The organism is Kineococcus aurantiacus (assembly GCF_013409345.1).
GTDB classification, from domain to species: Bacteria; Actinomycetota; Actinomycetes; order Actinomycetales; family Kineococcaceae; genus Kineococcus; species Kineococcus aurantiacus.
In genome coordinates this window covers 4,450,294-4,468,215 of record NZ_JACCBB010000001.1, presented here as the reverse complement: position 1 = coordinate 4,468,215, position 17,922 = coordinate 4,450,294, and the positions used below count along the sequence as shown (strand labels likewise).

The following is a 17,922-nucleotide window of genomic DNA, read 5'->3' as shown; positions in this document are numbered from 1 at the left end:
ACCACTCACCTCCGGTCGTAGCACCGGGACGAACGCGCTCACGAAGCTCGAGGACGGCCAGTCAGGTCATGAGTGCCGGTTCAGCGACGTCACGGTCATCCCGCAGATGAGGACGTCCGCTCCCGTCCCCGACTCGTCTGCAGCACCGCGACGGTGAGCCCCGCGGCAACGACCGCAGCCAACATCCACGGCAAAGCTGGCCACGCCGGAGGGTGGTTGTCGCTGCTGTCCGCGATCACCACGCTCTTCGCCGTCCACACCACTAGCAACACCACGCTGAGCAGGTACAGCCCCACCACCCACAGGCTCCAGCAGCGCCAACGAACAACCGCCAGCACCGGCAGCCCCAGGACTCCTAGAGCCACCAGCCCCGGACCGACAGCATTGATCAGCTCCACAGTCCAGCCCTCCCCTTCGACACGACCTGCACGTCCTCACCGTGGCAGGAGCAACGCGTGTCAACCGGCGATCAAGCCCTCCTACACAGCTCCTCCGCTTCAGACAACCTCACGGTCATCCCGCTGTCGCGGACGCCAGCGACCGCTCTCACACGGCGATGTCCGCGTGACGGCGAAGCTGCCTGTGCCGGCCTTGCTGATCTTGTTCGTGGGTGCTCATGACTGCTTAGGTGATCCGGGATGCGACGTGGCAGCGGAGGTTCGGCACGGTGACGGCAGCGGTCGGTCAGCGCGCCTTGGCCTGGTGCGGTGCGTGGAACCAGGCGCACCCCTGGGACCACAACGCCCACCACCACGGCTGGATCGAGCGGCACCTGCCCTCCCACCTCAACGCTGCCCTAGATGTCGGCTGCGGCACCGGCGACCTGGTCCGCCGCCTCTCCCGACGCGCCAGCCACGTCACCGGTCTTGACGCCGACCCTGCCAGCATCGACACCGCACGACGCCTCTCCCACGAGCAGCACAACGTCGACTTCCGCTGCGAGGACCTGCTCACCGCCGACCTGCCCAGCGGGTACGACGCGATCACCGCCCTGGCGGTACTGCACCACGTGCCCTTCGAGCCGGCACTGGTCCGACTGCGGGACCTCCTGACCCCAGGCGGCACGCTGATCGTCCTGGGCGTCTACCGCGAAGAGACTCCCTCGGACTACCTGCTCAGCGCTGCTGCCGTCCCTGCCAACCTCGTGATGGGCACAGCGAAGACGCGCCAACGTCGATCCGCCCAGCGCCCCCTCGCGATGACCGCACCCACCGCCCCCACCACCACGACCCTGCGCGAGGTCCGCGAGGTCGCGCACCGGCAGACGCCAGGGGCCGCCCTGCGCCGGCACCTGTTCTGGCGCTACTCACTGCGCTACACCGCTCCGCTCCACGTCGGTCGGTGACCGCGCTCGGCAGTGACCAAGGCTCGGTCCGGGCGTCCTGCGGGCGAGTTCACGCTCATGGCCCCTCCCGGGCGCGATCACGGGCAGCCGGCGACGTCCTGACATGTCGAGAGACGCGCGGTCAGCGACGCGGGTGCAACGCCCGCGCGGCTCGACCAGCCGCCACCGCAGCCTGCAGCAGCACTCCCACCACGGCGATGTAGCTGACCCCGAAAGCCGTCACGGTCACCACCTCGCCCCACGAACGCCCGGAGCTGACCACGGCGAGCACCACGCACACCACCACAGCCACCGCCGCGACCCAGCCGGCACGACGCAGGCCCGGCTCCGCCGCCCGGTGAGCCAGCCGCCAGCACTCATCGCAGTGCATCGTCGCCTTGGTACGCACACCCATCAGGCCGTTGCGCTCCAGTCCCCTGGAGTGGACGGCCCGGGCCATGACCAGCAGCAGCCCCGCGAGCACCACCAAGCCCCACGCGGCCGAGACGACAGCTCCCACCGGCACGCTCGCACCCCTTCCAGCACCGTTGATCGACGACCCTCAGCCTGGCATCCGGGCGATCACCGTCCGCACTCACCCGTGCAGCGCCAACACCTCAAGCCTGGCGAAGGCCCCCGGACGCAAGACGGGTCGAACGCACGGTCATCCCGCGTTGTGCGCGCTCCTACCGGACGGCGATGACGCCGCGATCACGCCGACCCGCCAGCGGTCCGCGAGCTGACACCTAGCCTTCAGCGGTGCCCGTGCTGATCGAGGTCGTCACCGTCATCCACGCCCCACCCGCCGTCGTCTTCGACCTGGAACTGGACGTCGACGTTCACACCGCCTCCCTCGCCGGCAGCGGTGAGACGGCCACCACCAGCACCGGCCTGCGCCGGCTCCACCTCGACGACGAGGTAACCCTCCACGCCCGCCACCTCGGACTGCCCTGGCGCACGACCAGCCGCGTCACCGCCTACGACCGCCCGCACCGCTTCGTCGACGAGCAGACCCGCGGCCCCTTCCGCGCCCTGCACCACGAGCACCTCTTCGACGACCTCACGTCGGGAGGGACCCGCATGACCGACCGCATGAGCATCACCGCCCCCGCGGGCGCCCTCGGCGACGTCGTCGCCCACCTGCTGCTCGCGCCGTACCTGCGCCGGCTCCTGCAACGACGCGGGAGTCACGTCAAGGCTGTCGCCGAGGCAGGCCGAGAGCACCCCGCCTGACTGCGTCCGGACGTCACGGTCATCCTGCGTCATGCGCAGTCGCCTGGGGTCGGCAACGGGCTCTCGTGACGATGAGCAAGCGGGAGTCACCAGGTGCTGATGTCCGTGCTGATGTCCGTGGAGGCGGGGAACACCTTGATGCTGTCGCCCGCCAGGGGTGCGAGTTCCAGGTAGCTGAGTCGGTCCTCCTCGACGAAGAGCATCAGCAGTGCCCCGGGAGCTTCGGCTTGCAGCACGACGCGACCATCGACGGTGGCCGGGGTGTGGCCCTCGGCGTCGGTGAGCTCGATCGAGGGGCAGATGCCGCACCCGCACGAGCGGCCGGCCAGGGTGTGGGGCACCTGGCTCAGCCACCGGGCGCGGTCGGCGGTGGTGATGGGAAGGGTCCTGATGCTGCTGGTGCCCCGTTCCAGCAGGGCGACGATCGCCTCGCGCTCACGCGTGGTCAGTGCCCTGGTCCGGTCCGCGGGGGAGGAAGTCGACACGGGTTCCATCTTCGCCCGGTAGGCGCTCGTGCAGCCACCACGAGGGTGCAGTCGCCACAGTGTCGAGCCGTCTGCCGCAGCAGTGCAGCTGGCCTCCGCCGGGTCGGCTGGTTCTGCTGGTGAACGTGCTCAACTGGCCGGAGTCCTGCCGGGCCTGTCCTGGCCCGGTTCGGTCTGCACGCCGGGTGGTCGCGTGCCAGAACACTCGGTCATGGTCCAGTGAACGAGTAGGCGCCCTGCGGGCGACGTCGCGGTCATGGCGCTGCGTGCGTCGTGGACGGCCGACACCTTCCCAGCTCTGCGACGGTCACCGATGTCCCGACGCGGAACCGTCACCGATGTCCTGGGACACCGCACCCCGACCACCGGCCGCAGGTGGCGGCGCCGGGTTCGTGGCCCTCCCTGGACGGGTGGGTGCTGCGGTTCACCCCGCGCGGGGACCGGCTCGTCGACGTCGCGGGAATCGCCGAGGACGGGCGCTGCGCCCTGTGGTGGAGCCTGCCCAGCGTGCTGGACCGCGGGGAGGTCCAGCACGGTGGCGCGACGGGCCCGGGACGACCGGCGGTGGGGGTTCCGACGCCGCCGCCGGCCGCCCCGGCACGGTCTCCCGTTCCCCCCGTTCGCGACCCGTGCGCGCCGGGTCCGTGCGGTCAGTGGCGCGGGATGGACAGCGACAGCGTGAAGGTGCTGCCCGAGGGCGAGTGCACGTCCAGGCGGTAGGTCCCCGTCTGCGGCAGCGTGACCGTCGCCCGACCCTGCTGCTCGGTCATGGCCGTGTGCAGCGGAGAACCGTCCGGGGCCACCAGCGTCCAGGTCCCCTCGGGTGTGATGTCCTCCAGCCCGACCGTGGCGCGCTGACCGGCGACGGCGTCGAAGCGGAAGTGCGCCGTCTCGGTGGTGCCCACACCGCCGGCGACCCGCACCGCCGTGCTGCCGGGGGCGAAGCGGATCTCCTGCCCGGCCGTGGAGGTGGCGTCCCCGGTCTGCTGGATCGTGGTCGTCCCCGTGGGCGCACCGGTGGTGGCCGGGATGGAGACCGACAGGTCGTAGCTGGCGGCGCGGGTGGAGACGATGTCGACGTAGTACGTGCCGGTGGTGGGCAGGCGGTAGGTGAAGTCGCTCTGGCGCGGGCTGTGCGCGTCGTGCACCGACGGCCCGGTCGGCCCGACCAGCGTCCAGGTCATCGCCGAGGTGCTGCGCGCCAGGTGGAACGTGGCGGTCTGCCCGGCGCGGGCGGCGAACGTGTACCGCCGGTCCCCGCCGGCGACGACGCGGCCGGCCACGTGGGCCGAGGTCGCCCCGCGGGCGAAGTGGATCGTCGTCGCCGTCGGGACGGCGGGCGCGGAGGTGGACGTCGAGGCCGACGCAGCGCCGGCACCGGTGATCCCGGCGACGGCGACGATGGCGGCGGCGGCGGCGGTGATCTTTCCACGCATGGTGGTTCTCCTCGTGCGGATCGGTCCCTCAGGACCTCAGGTCGTGGCCGCCGTTGCGGCCACGACCACGACGTCAGGGATCCGGTGTGGCACCGTGGTGACGGCGCTGACACCGTTCGGGAACCCGGTGTGTCGAACTCGACACACCCGCACCGCGCGACCTGGGGGAAACTGCCGGGGTCGGCGCACCCGCCGGGTGGACGGGGAGCACCGGTGAACCGCGGGGCGTCGCCGCACGTGTGGAGGACGGGGGCGGGAGACGTCACCGGGGGCACCCGGTGACGTCTGCCCCCGGCTCCCGCACCGACGTGGTGCTCGTCCTCGGTCCGCCGGCGTCCAGGAGGTGCCGACGTGCCGAGCACCGGCCCGCTCCACCTCCCGTCGCCGCGCGGGGGCGGGGTGGGGAACCCCGCCGGGTCGTTCCCCTCCGTCGACCGGAATCGAGGTGCACCGATCGTGCGCATCACCATCCTGGCCATGGGTTCCCGTGGCGACGTCCAGCCGGCTGCCGTGCTCGGGGCCGAACTGGTCCACCGCGGGCACGACGTGGTGCTGGCCACCACGGACGACCTCGCGCACTTCGGGGAGGCCGTCGGGTTGCCGGTGGTCCCGTTCGGCTTCGACATGCGCGCCTTCCTGCGCTCGGACCAGGGCCAGGAGTTCCTCCGGAACTCCGACGTGCACGAGTACCTGGCGGGTTTCGTGGCGATGAAGACCACCCACGCGCGGGTCATGCACCCGGCGATGGTCCGGGCCTGCGCGGACGCGGACGTCATCGTGTCGAACACCCTGCTGCTGGACGAGGCGTCGTGCCTGGCCGAGGCCGGCGGCGCCGCCGTCGTCGCGCTGCACCACGCCCCGCGACGGTCCAACTCCCGCTTCCCGTCGTTCATGCTGACCCGGCGCCGCGTTCCCCGGCCGCTCAACCGCGCGACCCACGCCCTGTACGCCCGCTGGGAGTGGAAGGCCACCGCCTCGTGCACCAACGCGTTCCGCCGCTCCCTGGGCCTGCCCCCCACCTCGGTCCCGCTCGCCCGGCGCCTGGCGGCGGTCGGCGCGCTGGAACTGCAGGCCTACGGGGCGGCGCTGGTGCCGGAACTGGTCTCGTGGTCGCCGCGCTTCCCCCTCACCGGGCCCGTCGTGCCGACGCCGGAGCAGCGGGAGCGGTGGGGCGAGGCGACGTGGGACGCGGACCTGGAGGCGTGGCTCGGGGCGGGCGACCCGCCGGTGTTCTTCGGGTTCGGCAGCATGCCGGTCGCCGACCCCGCCGCCCTGTTCACCCTGGTGCAGGGCGTGTGCCGGGAACTGGGGGTCCGGGGTCTGGTGGGGGCCGGGTGGACCGACCTCGCCGCGGCCGACGCGACCGACCGCGTCCGGGTCGTCGGGCCGGTGGACCACACGCTCCTGCTGCCACGGTGCGCGGCGGCGGTCCACCACGGCGGCGCGGGCACGACGGCGGCCTCCGTGGGCGCCGGGCTGCCGACGGTCGTCTGCGCCGTCGCCTTCGACCAGCCGTTCTGGGGACGGCGCGTGCAGGACCTCGGCATCGGCACCTGGTTCCCGTTCCGGGAGCTGACCGCCGCGAAGCTGATCGAGGCCCTCCGCCGGGTGCTGACCGGGCAGACCGCCGAGCGCGCCCGGACGGTCGGCGCCGCCCTGCGGGAGGAGGACGGCACGCAGGCCGCGGCGACGGAGATCGAGCTGGTGCCGAGCCCCCGGCGGTCCTCCGGGTCGGCCGCGCGATCGCCGGTGCAGGCCGGTCGACGGGTCCCCGCGCCGTCCGCCTCCCACGAGGAACCCTGACCACCCCCCTGACCACCCCCTGGACACCGTCCAGGGGCCACCCGCCGCCTCGCGGCCCACCGGTTCGACCACCCGGCCCGAGCCACGACGTCCCGCCCCGACCAGATCAGCGACCTCGCCGTCCCGTGGACCTCCGGCCCGGTGTGCGACCAGGGAACCCTCACGCAGTCGCCGTACGCGGCGCCCTGACGCACGAGCCGCTCGACCGCGGGATCCAGGCGCCGCCGCGCGGGCGACGTGCTGCTCCGGCGGGACGCCTCGCGCGAACGGCTCACCGCCCGGCTCGGCCCGACCGTTCACCGGCCGGGTCGTGGGGCGTCCCGGCTGCCGGACGGTCAGGTGCGGAAGTCGATGGTGGCCCGGCCGCCGTGCTCGTCGAAGTAGCGGCGGGCCCGGTCGTACTGCCGCGGGCTGAGCAGCGGCTGCAACGTCCCCGAGTCGTCCTGCACGCTGAAACCGGCCAGCAGCCGCACGTAGGCGATGTCGATCGGGCACCCCTGGGGCAGCAGGCCGTTGTCCCGGTCGGCCGCGACCTGCGCGGCGAGCGCCGAGGCCGCGACCTCCTCCAGCGAGGCGCTGTCGGCCAGCTCGAGCCCCGGGCCCAGCACGACGCCGAGGAAGGAGCGGTCGCTGACGGTCAGGGACGCCAGGATGCGCGACTGACGCGCCCGGGCCTCGCGGGCCAGCGCCGCACCCGAGACGCTCGCCGTCTGCGCGACGGCCAGCCCGTGGGGGTCGCGGGGCGAGGAGGCCAGGCCCAGCTCGCCGGTGGTCCCCGGCGAGGAAACGTTCATCACGTCGGTGGTCCTCCTGGGTCCAGCTCTCCGGCCGCCGTGCGCTGACTCACTCCCTTCGACCCCTCACGGGGCGTACTTGAGGCTGCCGGGGGCTGGGCCGTCCGCGTCCGGGGCGCGGGCGGGGTGTCACCGTCCGCGACCTGACCACCTCACCGCCGACGCGGTGCCGGCGTCCCCGACCTCACCGGGCACGCCGGCGCAGCCGCGGCCAGCGGCGACGGCGCCCCGGCGGCAGGACGGCCCGGACCAGCGGCTCGAAGGCGAGCCGGGCCCCGGTGGAGGGGTGCGCCTCGCGCGCGCGGGCCCGCTCCTCCAGGTCCAGGGGAGCCAGCACCCGGTGCAGCGCGGTGAGGATCGTCCCGCGCAGCAACCACAACGAGGTCTCCGCCCGCGGGTCGACGAAAAGCAGCTCGGCCAGGATCGCGCGCGCCTCACCGGCCGCCTCGAGGCTGCCGGCGAGCGTGCGGCGCACCTCCTCCTCGGTCCCGGCGGCCTCGGCCTGCACCAGCGCGCCGAAGGTCTGCAGGCACAGCGCCACCTCGGCCAGGGCGACCGCGAAGGCCTGCCGGGCCTCCTCGCCGTACCCGTCGTCGTGCGGGTCCGCGTGGCCGCCCTCGCGCCCGCCCCGGTCCTGCGGCGCCTCGTCCAGCACCACGGCGAACAGGCTGCGCACGGCCCACGCGCTGCGCTCCAGCGCCTCCAGCCCGGTGCTCAGGCTGGGTTCGAGGTCGGGAGCGCGCAGAGCCCGGGGGTTCAGGCGCCGCACGTCCCGCACGGTGCCCAGCAGCTCGGCGGCCTCGGCGGCGGCGTCGTCGGCCCGGCGCGCCCGGGCCAGCCAGTCGGCGACCTCGACGCGGCTGATGGGGTGCGCGGCCATGGAGACGCTGGCGGCCAGCAGGCAGTCGGCCTGCTCCTCGGCGACCGAGGCGACGGCCGCGACCGCCTCCCGCGTCGGCACCGGCGGCGGCAGCAGCAGGTTGAAGGCCATCCCCACGCCGGCGCCGACGAGGGTGGTGACGATGCGGGTCTCGGCGGCGACCTCCTGCCCGCCGACGGCGAGCACCAGCATCGCGCTGATGGGGGTCTCCAGCGCCTGCGCCCCCAACCGCAGCGCAGCCGCCAGCAGCAGGGAGACGGCGATCGCCAGCCCCAGGCTCCACCAGGTCAGCCCGCTCCAGGCGGACAGGGCCACCGCGACCAGGACGCCGGTGACGACCGCACCCACCCGGACCAGGCCCATGCGCAGGCTGGCGCGGGCCGAGGCCTGGATGACCAGCAGCGCCGTCAGCGCCCCGGTGAGGTCGACGGGACCGTCGGTGACCTGCAGCGTCAGCAGGTAGGCCAGAACGGCGGCCGTGGTGAGCCGGGTCGTCGTGGCCAGCGTCGGGCGCACCCGCGCCGCCAGCGAGAGCCACGCGCCGGGCAGGCGGGTGCGGCGCGGCAGCCTGCGGGATGCGGTCACCGGCTCCTCCTCCCGGGTCGGCGACCACTGTGGTGCCGCGGGCGCACCGGCGCCACGGGACGGCGGGGGTGGCTCGTCCTGGCGGGTCCCGTCCCCGCAGCCGCCGACGACGGGCAGACCGCTGAGGGCGACCCGCCGACCCGGCGGGACGAGCGCGTCGACGTCGTCCGAACCTCGGGTACACCCGCAGTAGTCCTACGGACGCCGAACGGCCCGGGGGCGGGAACGAAAAAGGCCCCGACCGGCACGGGTGCCGATCAGAGCCTGTCTCGTCGCTGTCTCAACGAGTGTCCGAGGGGACTCAGATAGACACTCTGGGGTCGAGACCCAGCAGGAAGCTGGGTCGACGTGGCCGCACCGTCAGAGGTGGTGGGCCCCGGCACCAGCACCGGTGGAGGGCTGCGCCGCCTCCAGGCCGCGGTGCAGCGCACGACTCCGCGCCGCTGTGCGCAGGTGCAGCCAGGTGGTAGCACAGGGCCCTGCGTCCAGAACGGCACCGTGGTCCTCCCGCTACCGCTCCCGGTCCTCACGCGCGACGGGCACCTGCCGCGCCCGTCGCGCACCTCGGTCCCCGGGGGCGGTGGGTGATGACGGTGACCACCGACACGCTCACGTTCTCCGCGGCGCGCGCGTCCAAGGCGTCCAGGTGCAGCCGCCAGAGCCGCCACGCCGCTGCTGCGAGGGCTCCAGCTACGGCCGTCACGACTGCCGCTGACCCGCACCCGTGTCAGCGGCGCACGCCTGCGGGGCCGTGGGCCACGGGCGCATCGGACGCCGAGCCCGTGCCGCCGGCGATCAGCACCTGCTCGCCGAGGCGGCTCTCGCCAGGATAGGGGCGGGACGACGCTGCACGCCCCTTCCGCACGCACGTGTGCGGGACGATCCTGACGGCACCACCCGCCCGGTCGTCCACCACGAGAGGGGGCAGTCGTGCCGTACGTCTTGCTGTGCCGCCACGGCCCGCACCTGGACGGGGAGCTGACGCGACCCGCGGGTGCCGCGCGCTTGCCCTCCGCGGACGTCGGCGCGGCGCTGGGCGAGGAGCTGCACGCCAGCGACGGAGTGATCCGCCTGCACGCCGTCCTGCACGCTCCATCGCCGGAGGCGGGCGCGAGCGCCGAAGTACTTGTGGACGCGCTGTACGAGTCGGAACACCCCGGTGCAGCGGTCTCCGGGGGCACGCCGGACGGGACGGAGCCCTCCGCCCCGGTGCCCGCCGTCGCTGAGGGCGGACGTCCGCCCGGCACGGTGGGTGGTGAGCACGGCGGGCACGACTCGCAGCCCGGTGGTGCCGGCGGCCAACGGGGCACCGCCGACCCCGCCACCCGTCGAGAACCCGCCCCGTCGCGCGCGCCTCGGCTCCCGGTCGAGGAGTGCCAGCTGCTCGATCCGGCCGAGCAGCGCTCGGACGAGACGCTGGACCAGCTTCGCGAGCGCGTCCACGCACTGCTGAAGCAGTCGGGTGAGCCCTCCTCCCAGCCCTCGACGTCCTTCCCGTCGTCATCACCCGATCGGGGCGCCGACAGCACGGCGATCGCCTTGGTCGGTCACCAGCCCGGCTTGAGCCACCTCAGCGCCACCTTCAACCGGCCGCGACGCTTCAGCCTCTCGCGCTGGCACGCCGGTGCGGTGCCCATCGACAAGGCGGAAGTCGTCTGCCTGGAGGTGCGCGTGCCCGACGAACCGGACGGGCGCTGGAGCGGGCACGTGCTGTGGACGCTGCACCCGGGCGATGCCGCGGCGCTGGAAAGCGTGCGCAAGAAGATCGAGTCGAAGATGGAGACTGCGAAGGTCCTCAGCGCAGTGATCACTCTCATGCTCACCGCGTTGCTCGGTGTCCTGCTCGACGCAGCGAAGTGGCAGGCGCTGGCCAGGTGCCCGCAGCGCGACCCCGACGTGCGGGGGTGCTTGTCGGTGACGCCGTTCGGCGTGGACGCCGCCACCTTCAGCGGCCAGCTCACCGTCCAAGTCGTCTTCGCCCTGCTGCTGGTGGCACTGGCGCTGTTCGTGACCTCGATGTACGCCTACGACAGCTTGCTGATGCCGGTCCGCTTCTGGGCCGAGTCCCCACCGCGCCGCGGCCGGGATCGGGCACGCGCGTGGTTGCCGCGGCGACCGCCCAGCTCCTCGGCGTGGGTGCTGTACCGCAACATGCTGCGCGTGTGGTTCCTGCTCTTCATGCCCGCGACGGTCCTGGTCGCCACCGCCTTGACGCTGCTGGCGGTGGCACTCACCCGCCTGGACGCTCCGGGCTACGTGATCGCCACGGCGGTGCTGGTGCTGCTCGTGCTCCACCGGCGCTTCGCCCGTCCCGTCCTGGGCAGCGAGGACTGACTCGCGTACCGGCTCGAACCGCGGCCCAGCAGGCCCGAGGTCCTGCACCCACCGGTGCCGCACCGCGGGCGGTTCCAGGCGCCGGTCAGCGCGAGCACGCCTCGCCACGGCCGTCGCGGTCCAGCGCGCGCGAGCAGCCCGACTGCCTGGCGCGCAGCGGCGCGGTTCCCGCCCCAGCGCACCGCTGCGCAGTCGGCGTACCCCCACCTCCCCTGCGGCGTCCGGCGCCTGCGTCGGGCACCCGGCTCTCGCGGGCCCGGGCGGGCGCCTGCGGCGAGCACGTCGCCGGGGCCAGGGAGCCACGACCACGAGGTCCTCGCCCGTACGCCCGGCGGGTGCTCAGCAGCGACACCGTCACGCCCACCTGCCCCGCCCGACGTACCACTGCCGGCATCGCCTGCCCGACCTGCGTGAAGACCACCGATCTCGCGGAGAGGGGTCTAACGTTGGCACCACGGAAGCCGCGGAAGCGGAGGTGCCACGTCAACGGTGACTCACCACCACGGGGATGTGCAGCCGCAGCAGGGCTGGCGCACGCACGCGGAGGAGTCACTGCGCCACCTGGCGGCGGTCACGCTCGCCGGTGCCGCGTCCGGCGTCCTGATCGCCGGGGTCGGCGCTCGGCTGGCCATGATGCTGCTGGCCCACGTCAACCCCTTCGCGCACGGCCTGGTCAGCGACGACGGCTTCGTCATCGGTCGCCTGACCTTCACGGGTACCGTGAACCTCCTGGCCGTCGGTGGGCTCCTGGGACTGCTGGGGGGTGCTGTCTGCACCGTCCTGCGCGGTGTGATGATCGGGCCACGCTGGTTTCGAGTCGTCTCCGTGTCCGCCGGCGCCGCTGTCGTCGTCGGGGAGATGCTGCTGCACACCAGTGGCGTCGACTTCGTCGCGCTGGAACCTGCGGCCCTGTCCATCGCGTTGTTCATCGCCATCCCGGGCCTGTACGCCGCGACCCTGACCCTGCTGGCCGAACGGTGGCTCCGTCCCGGCGCCTGGTTCCGGCGAGCACGGCTCCAGCGGGTCGCGCCCCTCCTGCTGATCTGGGTTCTCGCCTTCCCACTGCTGCCGCTGCTGGCCGGCCTGGCCCTGCTGTGGGGGGCACGTGAGCTGCTGCGCCGCTCGGACAGGGGGGCGAGCAGCCTGGACGGCGCCGTGCTGCGCTGGCTGCCGCGCACGGCCCTGGCAGCGGTCTTCTGCTGGAGCGGGGCGCGCTTGGCCTCGGAGGCAGCCGTCCTGATCTGAGGGCCGCAGTCGGCGAACAGCGCAGCAGCTCTTCGAGAGCGTTCGATCAGCACCTTGTTCCACGAGGGGTCTGCGGCGTTGAGCCCTTGTCAGGAACGGTTCTCCAGTCGGACCAGGACGAGGGCCGTGGCGGCGATCGCTGAGGTGCGCCAGGGGCAGACCCCGAGTGGACGCGTCGAGAGCCTGCCTACCGCGAGGACGGCGAACAGGCACCTGAACGCCGGCCCCGGCATCGGTGCACGCCTCGTCAGCCAGGGTTGGGACACCGTCACGAGCAGCGGCGTACGACGCCGACAGAGCGTGGGTGCGCGATGCGGTCAGGTCACGGGTGCAACCCGGCTCGACCGGTGAGACCCGTAGCGCCCGCCCTTCAGAGCCGATGACGGCCCCTGCAGGGCCGCTGCGGTGGCGGTGCTCTCCGGACCACCAGCGATCACGTCGGCCGCCAGGACCGTGCGCGCGGGCGGTCTCGAGGAGCGGGCCGTCCAAGAGCAGGTGCTCGACGGCGCGCTGCACCGCAGCGGGGAGCATCTCGGGAACTCAGGGGCAACGACCAATGCCCAGCGCACGACGTGTTCGCCGACCAGGCGTCGTTCACCGCCGCCGTCGCTCAGGTGCAAGGAGCCGAGATCGCCTACCGCCTCGAGCTGCTGGTCGTCGTCGCACTACTCACGTCGCTCCGCAGCAGCCCGCTCCAGGGACAGGTCGACATCGACCATCCCCTCGATCAACTGCGCGAACGAGACAGTCGGCTTCCAGTCCAAGCGCTCGCGGGCTTTGGACGCATCGCCCACCAGGTGATCGACCTCGGCAGGACGCATGTGCTTGGGATCCTGCAGCACGTAGTTGCGCGCCGCCCAGTCGTGGATCCCCACACGAGCGAAGGCGACGTCGAGCAGTTCTCGAACGGAGTGCGACTCCCCCGTGGCGACGACGTAGTCGTCCGGCTCGTCCTGCTGCAGCATCCGCCACATCGCACACGTGTAGTCGCCTGCGTAGCCCCAGTCCCGCTCGGCGTCGAGATTGCCCAGGACCACGTGGTCCTGGAGTCCGAGACGTATCCGCGCGACCGCGCGCGTGATCTTCCGCGTGACGAACTCGTAACCGCGCCGTGGGCTCTCGTGATTGAAGAGGATCCCGCTGCAGGCGTAGGCTCCGTAAGACTCCCTGTAGTTCACGGTGATGTGGTGCCCGAAGGCCTTCGCAACGCCGTACGGTGACCGCGGGTGGAACGGCGTGCTCTCGTCCTGAGGAACCCGGTTCACCTTGCCGAACATCTCAGAGCTGGATGCCTGGTAGAAGCGGATGCGCGACATCTCGCCCCCGGTGTACATCCGCAGCGCTTCCAGTACACGCAGCACTCCTGTGCCTGTCACGTCGACCGTCAACGCCGGCTGCTTCCACGAGAGCCCGACGAAGCTGACGGCAGCCAGGTTGTAGACCTCGTCCGGCGCTGCCTTCTCGACGACGTGAACGATCGAGGACAAGTCGCAGAGGTCACCGCTCACCATGCGAACCGATGGGACGAGCTCCTTGACGACGGCTGCGCGTGGGTTGTTCTGGCCCCTCACCATGCCGTAGACCTGGTAGCCCTTCCGCGTCAGGAGTTCTCCGAGGTAAGTACCGTCCTGACCTGTTATCCCCGTTATCAGAGCGCGCGGCACAACATCCTCCTCCATGCTTGCGTCTCACACTGCGCAACTCAGACGGCCTCGCTGCCTGACACCGCGCTGCTGTCTGCGGGCACTCGCGGTCCGAGCGAGCAGCCAGGCGTTCCCGGACGTCCACGTGCCGAAGCGGCATCACCGCATCGATCGCCCGACGCCCCTCATCACGCCGGTCGTGCTCGTTGTGCGCGCGCCCCGGTTCCAATGCGATGGCCGAGCTGTTCACCGCGCCCGAGGCTCACTGCCGACACAGGGCAAACTAGCAGTAGTCGGAGCGTGACGGCAGCCGTTCGCGGGGTTGCCTTCACGGTCCACTGGGCTTGTCACCGTGACCGTCACTCGCGCAGGTGCCGTTCGCCGATCGACGCGCGTGCCTCGGAGTTGCGGCTGGCTCCTCCGGCGTGGACGTCGTCCTGAACCGTTGCTCCCGCACCACCTGCCGACAGCCACGGCCGAGCACCGTCGTGGGGCACCAGGAGGCCTGCGGCGGGGGGCGTGCTGGAGATGCTCAGGACGCGTCACACCCGGGTTTCCCTGAACCACCGGCGGTCACCGGGCTTGCCGGCTCAGCCTGACCACCGCGCACGAACAGACAGGCCCGGCAGCGGATCTCGCCACCGCGAGACACGACCGCCACGCCGCCGGCGGGGATCCGCGCCGGGAACGCCTGTACCGATGACGTACGCGTGCCGGGCGCGTCAGTTCGCCCGGGGACGTGAGAAGGGCTTGCCGGCGACGTGCCCCGCAGACGCAGCACCGATCGCGAGCCTGGGGGCTCTTCCACTTCCCGCCGCTCCGCACGCACCGTGGGATATGCGGCCGAAGTCGTCACCGGTGGCGTCAGGGACCGCGCACACGACGGGAGTTCTGCTGGGTCGGCCGCCTCGCCTGGCCCACGCTGCGCCTGAACACCCGAGAGGTGACCGCACGAGAACCCGACACGGAACCTTCGAACGGCGATGCACACTGACGACGTCGGCGAACTCTCACCGAGAAGCGCCGAAGTGGATTCGGCGCTTCTCGGTGCCGACCCCCGGGACTCGAACCCTGACTCGACTCGGCACGACGATCGCGCAGAACTACGAGAACTGAACGGCCACCGAACCTGCGTCACTACCCCACCTAGGGAAGGAAGGCGCAGTTACTCTCCTCCGGTCGGCACGGCACGTCAAGAGTCCGGTCACACGTTGAGCGGGGTGTCCTTGGGGCCGGGCTGGTTGCCCCGGAACACCACGTGGTCTTTGAGCAGACCTCGTACCACGATCGGGGCGCCGACAGCGGTGACGAAGTTGTCCTCCACCGCGTACATGCGCCTCACCGGCTGCTTCGTCGGACGCTGCAGCAGGAACAGCGCGATGCCGCCGGGTGAGTCGACGACGTTGTCCCGCACCACCAGGGTGCGGGCGACGTACCCGTGGACCCGCAGGCCTTCGGTGGCGAGGCGGTCGTCGTCGACCCGGGTGTGCACGCTGACGTCGTTGTCCGTGATGCGGACGTGGTCGGCGTTCCCCACGAAGATCCCGTGCCGGCCGCGGGCCCCCTCGGGCGGCACCACCACCCGGACCCGGTTCCCGGTCACCGCCGCCCGGCGCACGCTGCACACGCCGGCGCCCCGTGGTTCACGGCGGCTGGCTGCGACGTGGATCCCCTGGACGGCGTCCTGGATGTCGTTCCCGCTGATCAGAACCTCACCCACCTCCTCGCCGGCGACGACGACGGCCTGGGACATCACCGTCGTCCGCCGGTCGACGACCCGGTGGACGAGGAGGTCGGTGAGGGCGGCAGTCCCGGTGACGGGGTTCCCGGCGAGGACAGCCCGCAGGATCCGGTCCACCGCCCGCTGGAACCGGCGCATCGAGGGGTACCGAGGTTCCAGGACGTTCGCCCAGGTGCTCATCGCCGCGGAGGGGGTCGCGAAGGACAGGCTCTGGTTGCCCACCTCGACGGCGACGCGGGACCCCGTGGCCTTGACGGGACGCAGGTCGGCGAACAGCAGCCTCCGTGCGTCGAGGCGCTCGCGCGGCGTGAGCGACCCGAGACCAGACCCGTGCGCGGACCTCGCGCCGGTGTGGAAGCGGTTGGAGGACACCGTCACGGTCGTGGCGTCGACGGCCAGCACACCGATCTGCCGGTCCCCGACCTGGAACGTCGTCGTCTCCACCGTCAGGGAACCGCCCGTCGTCCGGAGGCAGCACCCCTGCCGGGCGTCCACCACCGCGTTCGCCAGGACCGCGTCCCGGACCGTCGCGGTGCACCCGGTGAAGTCCAGCGCACCGCGCAGGTGCGACGCGGCCGCACCTCCCGACCGGACGGTCAGCCGCTCCACGGTCACCGAGGCGCACCGTTCGAACGCGAGCACGGTCTCCGCGGCGCCGGTGAGCGTGGCACCCGGCCCAGCGCCGTGCAGCACGAGGTGTCCCCGGTCCGCGACGACCACCGGCGCGGGGGTCGGGTAGTCACCCACCGGGAAGCACACCTGGGCGTCGGCCCCCGGCGGGATCGCAGCGAAAACGCTCTCCCACCCTGGACCGGGCACGGCGACCGCGGTGCACGCCCCCGTCCCGCTCGCCCGTCCGCGCAGCGCGTCGAGCGCGTCCTGGACGGTGTCGACGCCCGCGTCGGGCCAGGTGACCGAGACGTCGTCCGCCGTGATCGCGCTCAACGGCGGGAAGGTGAGCCGACACTCCCGGGAGCGGGTGAACGCGGTCGCGGTCGCGTCGACGAGCGCGAGGGACGCCGTGTGCCGGCGGATGCCGTGCGGCTCCTGCGCCAGCCACTCCCCGGCGTCGCTCGGCCAGACGATCGTGCCTCCACCGGCGCTGTCCGCGGTGCGGGCCGGGATCAGCCAGTAGTCACCAGGCGTGAAGTCACCCGGCTCCAGGGTGATCTGCAGGCCGCGCTCGAGCACCCGAGTGCGCTCTGTCGCGGAGAGCGTCGGGTCGATGGTCAGCCGCCCGTCCCACCGGCGCGCCTTGGGGTTGTGTGCGGCGGCGGCACGGGTGGGCGCTGCCGCGAGGCGCAGGGTCCGGTCAGCGTCCGGCGGGTCGAGGACCTCCAGCAGGTCACCGCCCCGGTGCTCCAGTTCGAGCGCGTCGTCGGTGACCTCGACGTACGTCGCCGCGGCGAACCCCAGGACGTCGTCGGTCCCGACGGTCTCCAGCCGCAGGACCGCACCGAGCGTCGTCACCCGGCTGGCCGTACTGGCGTTGTCGCGCTGCCACTTGAGGACCACGCCGGGAGAACCGACCTCGTGCACCTCCACCCGGTACAGCTGGTTCTCCAGGCCGCGGAACCCCGCCTCGTCGGGGAGCTCGCACGGGTCGTCGGTCGGGAGGCCGGGCTCCGTGGACGCGATCAACCGGCCCTTCGCGGGTCCGGCCGGGACGGCGCAGCTGCCCCCGCCGGCCGGGCCGGCGTGCGTGAGCCGCACCTGCCAGACCGTCTGCAGACGGGTGGCGCCGTCGGCGTCGCCGAGCGCGACCTCCCGGATGGAGGGGTCCTCGACGGCGGACACGTGACGGTCCCACACGTCGAGCTCGACCCGGTGCGCCCCGGCGGTGAGCGGGGCGGTGGGGTCGAACGGGTCCAGCGGGAGCCGGTGCGGCTGGTGGCGGAAGGACCTCACGGGGATGACCGCCGTCCGGGTCTGCCCGGTGAGCGCGGCGACCGGTGACGTCAGCGTGAGCGACCGGCCCGCCACGGCGCCGACCTGGGCCAGCGTCTCCACTCCGGCGACCACCACGTGGACCCACTGCCCCGATGCGAACGGCACGCCGTCCGGGGCGGCCTGTTCGACGGTGAGCGACGTCGTCGAGGCGACATCGGCACCCACGGTGGGCGGGTCGTTGCGGCACAGGACGCCGTCGACGTGGAAGTGCCCGCGCCCGAGCAGCAGGTCGCGGCCGTCGGGCGCGACGGTGACGGCGAACCCTCCACCGGACCTCGGCGCCCCGGAGGACCCGACGACGTCGGTCACGGTGGTCCGGTGGCGGTCGCGGTCGATGGCGTGCTGCTCGTTGAAGTCGCTGTCGAGGAGCACCTGCCCCTGACCGATCACGACGGCGTCGAAGTGCCGTTCGGGCCGGAAGGTGTCCGCCGAGATGTCAGCCTTCATGACCTCTCCTCCTCCGCGGGCG

At 72.7% G+C, this 17,922-nt stretch carries 13 protein-coding genes; 5 read left to right on the top strand and 8 right to left on the bottom strand.

What is annotated here, in order from left to right; genetic code table 11:
* Window positions 1-95: 95 nt before the first annotated feature.
* A complete protein-coding gene (locus tag BJ968_RS21275; RefSeq protein WP_179755248.1) occupies window positions 96-398 on the bottom strand; it encodes a hypothetical protein in 303 nt (100 codons plus the stop codon).
* A 269-nt stretch (window positions 399-667) separates the two neighbouring features.
* Between BJ968_RS21275 and BJ968_RS21270 the strand changes: the two genes are divergently transcribed.
* Window positions 668-1,345 (top strand): methyltransferase domain-containing protein, encoded by a 678-nt coding sequence (locus tag BJ968_RS21270; RefSeq protein WP_179755246.1) that lies wholly within the window; start codon window positions 668-670, stop codon window positions 1,343-1,345.
* Between the two features lie 121 nt (window positions 1,346-1,466).
* On the opposite strand, the gene BJ968_RS21265 is transcribed toward BJ968_RS21270, so the two are convergent.
* Entirely contained in the window at window positions 1,467-1,844 is a 378-nt protein-coding gene (locus BJ968_RS21265; protein ID WP_179755244.1) for an SdpI family protein, read from the bottom strand.
* Between the two features lie 239 nt (window positions 1,845-2,083).
* On the opposite strand from BJ968_RS21265, the gene BJ968_RS21260 reads away from it, so the two are divergent.
* Window positions 2,084-2,557, top strand: a complete 474-nt coding sequence (locus BJ968_RS21260) for an SRPBCC family protein (RefSeq protein WP_343078197.1) — start codon at window positions 2,084-2,086, stop codon at window positions 2,555-2,557.
* Between the two features lie 86 nt (window positions 2,558-2,643).
* Here the strand turns inward: BJ968_RS21260 and BJ968_RS21255 are convergent, their stop codons facing one another.
* Both BJ968_RS21255 and BJ968_RS21250 read right to left on the bottom strand, forming a co-directional pair.
* A complete protein-coding gene (locus tag BJ968_RS21255) occupies window positions 2,644-3,042 on the bottom strand; it encodes a hypothetical protein (RefSeq protein WP_179755242.1) in 399 nt (132 codons plus the stop codon).
* A 650-nt stretch (window positions 3,043-3,692) separates the two neighbouring features.
* Window positions 3,693-4,478, bottom strand: coding sequence for a peptidase (locus tag BJ968_RS21250; RefSeq protein WP_179755239.1), 786 nt, complete (start codon window positions 4,476-4,478; stop codon window positions 3,693-3,695).
* Window positions 4,479-4,934: 456 nt separating this feature from the next.
* Between BJ968_RS21250 and BJ968_RS21245 the strand changes: the two genes are divergently transcribed.
* On the top strand, window positions 4,935-6,281 hold the full coding sequence (locus tag BJ968_RS21245; RefSeq protein ID WP_179755237.1) for a nucleotide disphospho-sugar-binding domain-containing protein: 1,347 nt from the start codon (window positions 4,935-4,937) through the stop codon (window positions 6,279-6,281).
* Window positions 6,282-6,616: 335 nt separating this feature from the next.
* Here BJ968_RS21245 and BJ968_RS21240 read toward each other — a convergent pair whose 3' ends face one another.
* Both BJ968_RS21240 and BJ968_RS21235 read right to left on the bottom strand, forming a co-directional pair.
* Window positions 6,617-7,078, bottom strand: a complete 462-nt coding sequence (locus BJ968_RS21240; protein WP_179755235.1) for a hypothetical protein — start codon at window positions 7,076-7,078, stop codon at window positions 6,617-6,619.
* Between the two features lie 181 nt (window positions 7,079-7,259).
* Window positions 7,260-8,540 (bottom strand): aromatic acid exporter family protein, encoded by a 1,281-nt coding sequence (locus BJ968_RS21235; RefSeq protein ID WP_179755233.1) that lies wholly within the window; start codon window positions 8,538-8,540, stop codon window positions 7,260-7,262.
* A 1,005-nt stretch (window positions 8,541-9,545) separates the two neighbouring features.
* Here BJ968_RS21235 and BJ968_RS21230 point away from each other — a divergent pair.
* Complete coding sequence (locus BJ968_RS21230; protein ID WP_179755230.1) at window positions 9,546-10,874, top strand: hypothetical protein; 1,329 nt, start codon at window positions 9,546-9,548, stop codon at window positions 10,872-10,874.
* A gap of 510 nt (window positions 10,875-11,384) precedes the next feature.
* Window positions 11,385-12,119 carry a hypothetical protein gene (locus tag BJ968_RS21225; protein WP_179755229.1) on the top strand — a complete coding sequence of 245 codons (735 nt, stop codon included), beginning with the start codon at window positions 11,385-11,387 and terminating at the stop codon, window positions 12,117-12,119.
* A gap of 665 nt (window positions 12,120-12,784) precedes the next feature.
* Here BJ968_RS21225 and BJ968_RS21220 read toward each other — a convergent pair.
* Window positions 12,785-13,783 (bottom strand): GDP-mannose 4,6-dehydratase, encoded by a 999-nt coding sequence (locus BJ968_RS21220; protein WP_179755227.1) that lies wholly within the window; start codon window positions 13,781-13,783, stop codon window positions 12,785-12,787.
* A 1,183-nt stretch (window positions 13,784-14,966) separates the two neighbouring features.
* Window positions 14,967-17,900: a DUF6519 domain-containing protein gene (locus tag BJ968_RS21215; RefSeq protein ID WP_179755225.1), complete on the bottom strand. Its 2,934-nt coding sequence runs from the start codon at window positions 17,898-17,900 to the stop codon at window positions 14,967-14,969.
* Between the last annotated feature and the right edge of the window lie 22 nt (window positions 17,901-17,922).

Excerpts from the sequence above, each read along its gene's own strand:
- BJ968_RS21250 (WP_179755239.1), bottom strand. The coding sequence starts at position 4,478 with ATGCGTGGAAAGATCACCGCCGCCGCCGCCGCCATCGTCGCCGTCGCC.
- BJ968_RS21215 (WP_179755225.1), bottom strand. The coding sequence starts at position 17,900 with ATGAAGGCTGACATCTCGGCGGACACCTTCCGGCCCGAACGGCACTTC.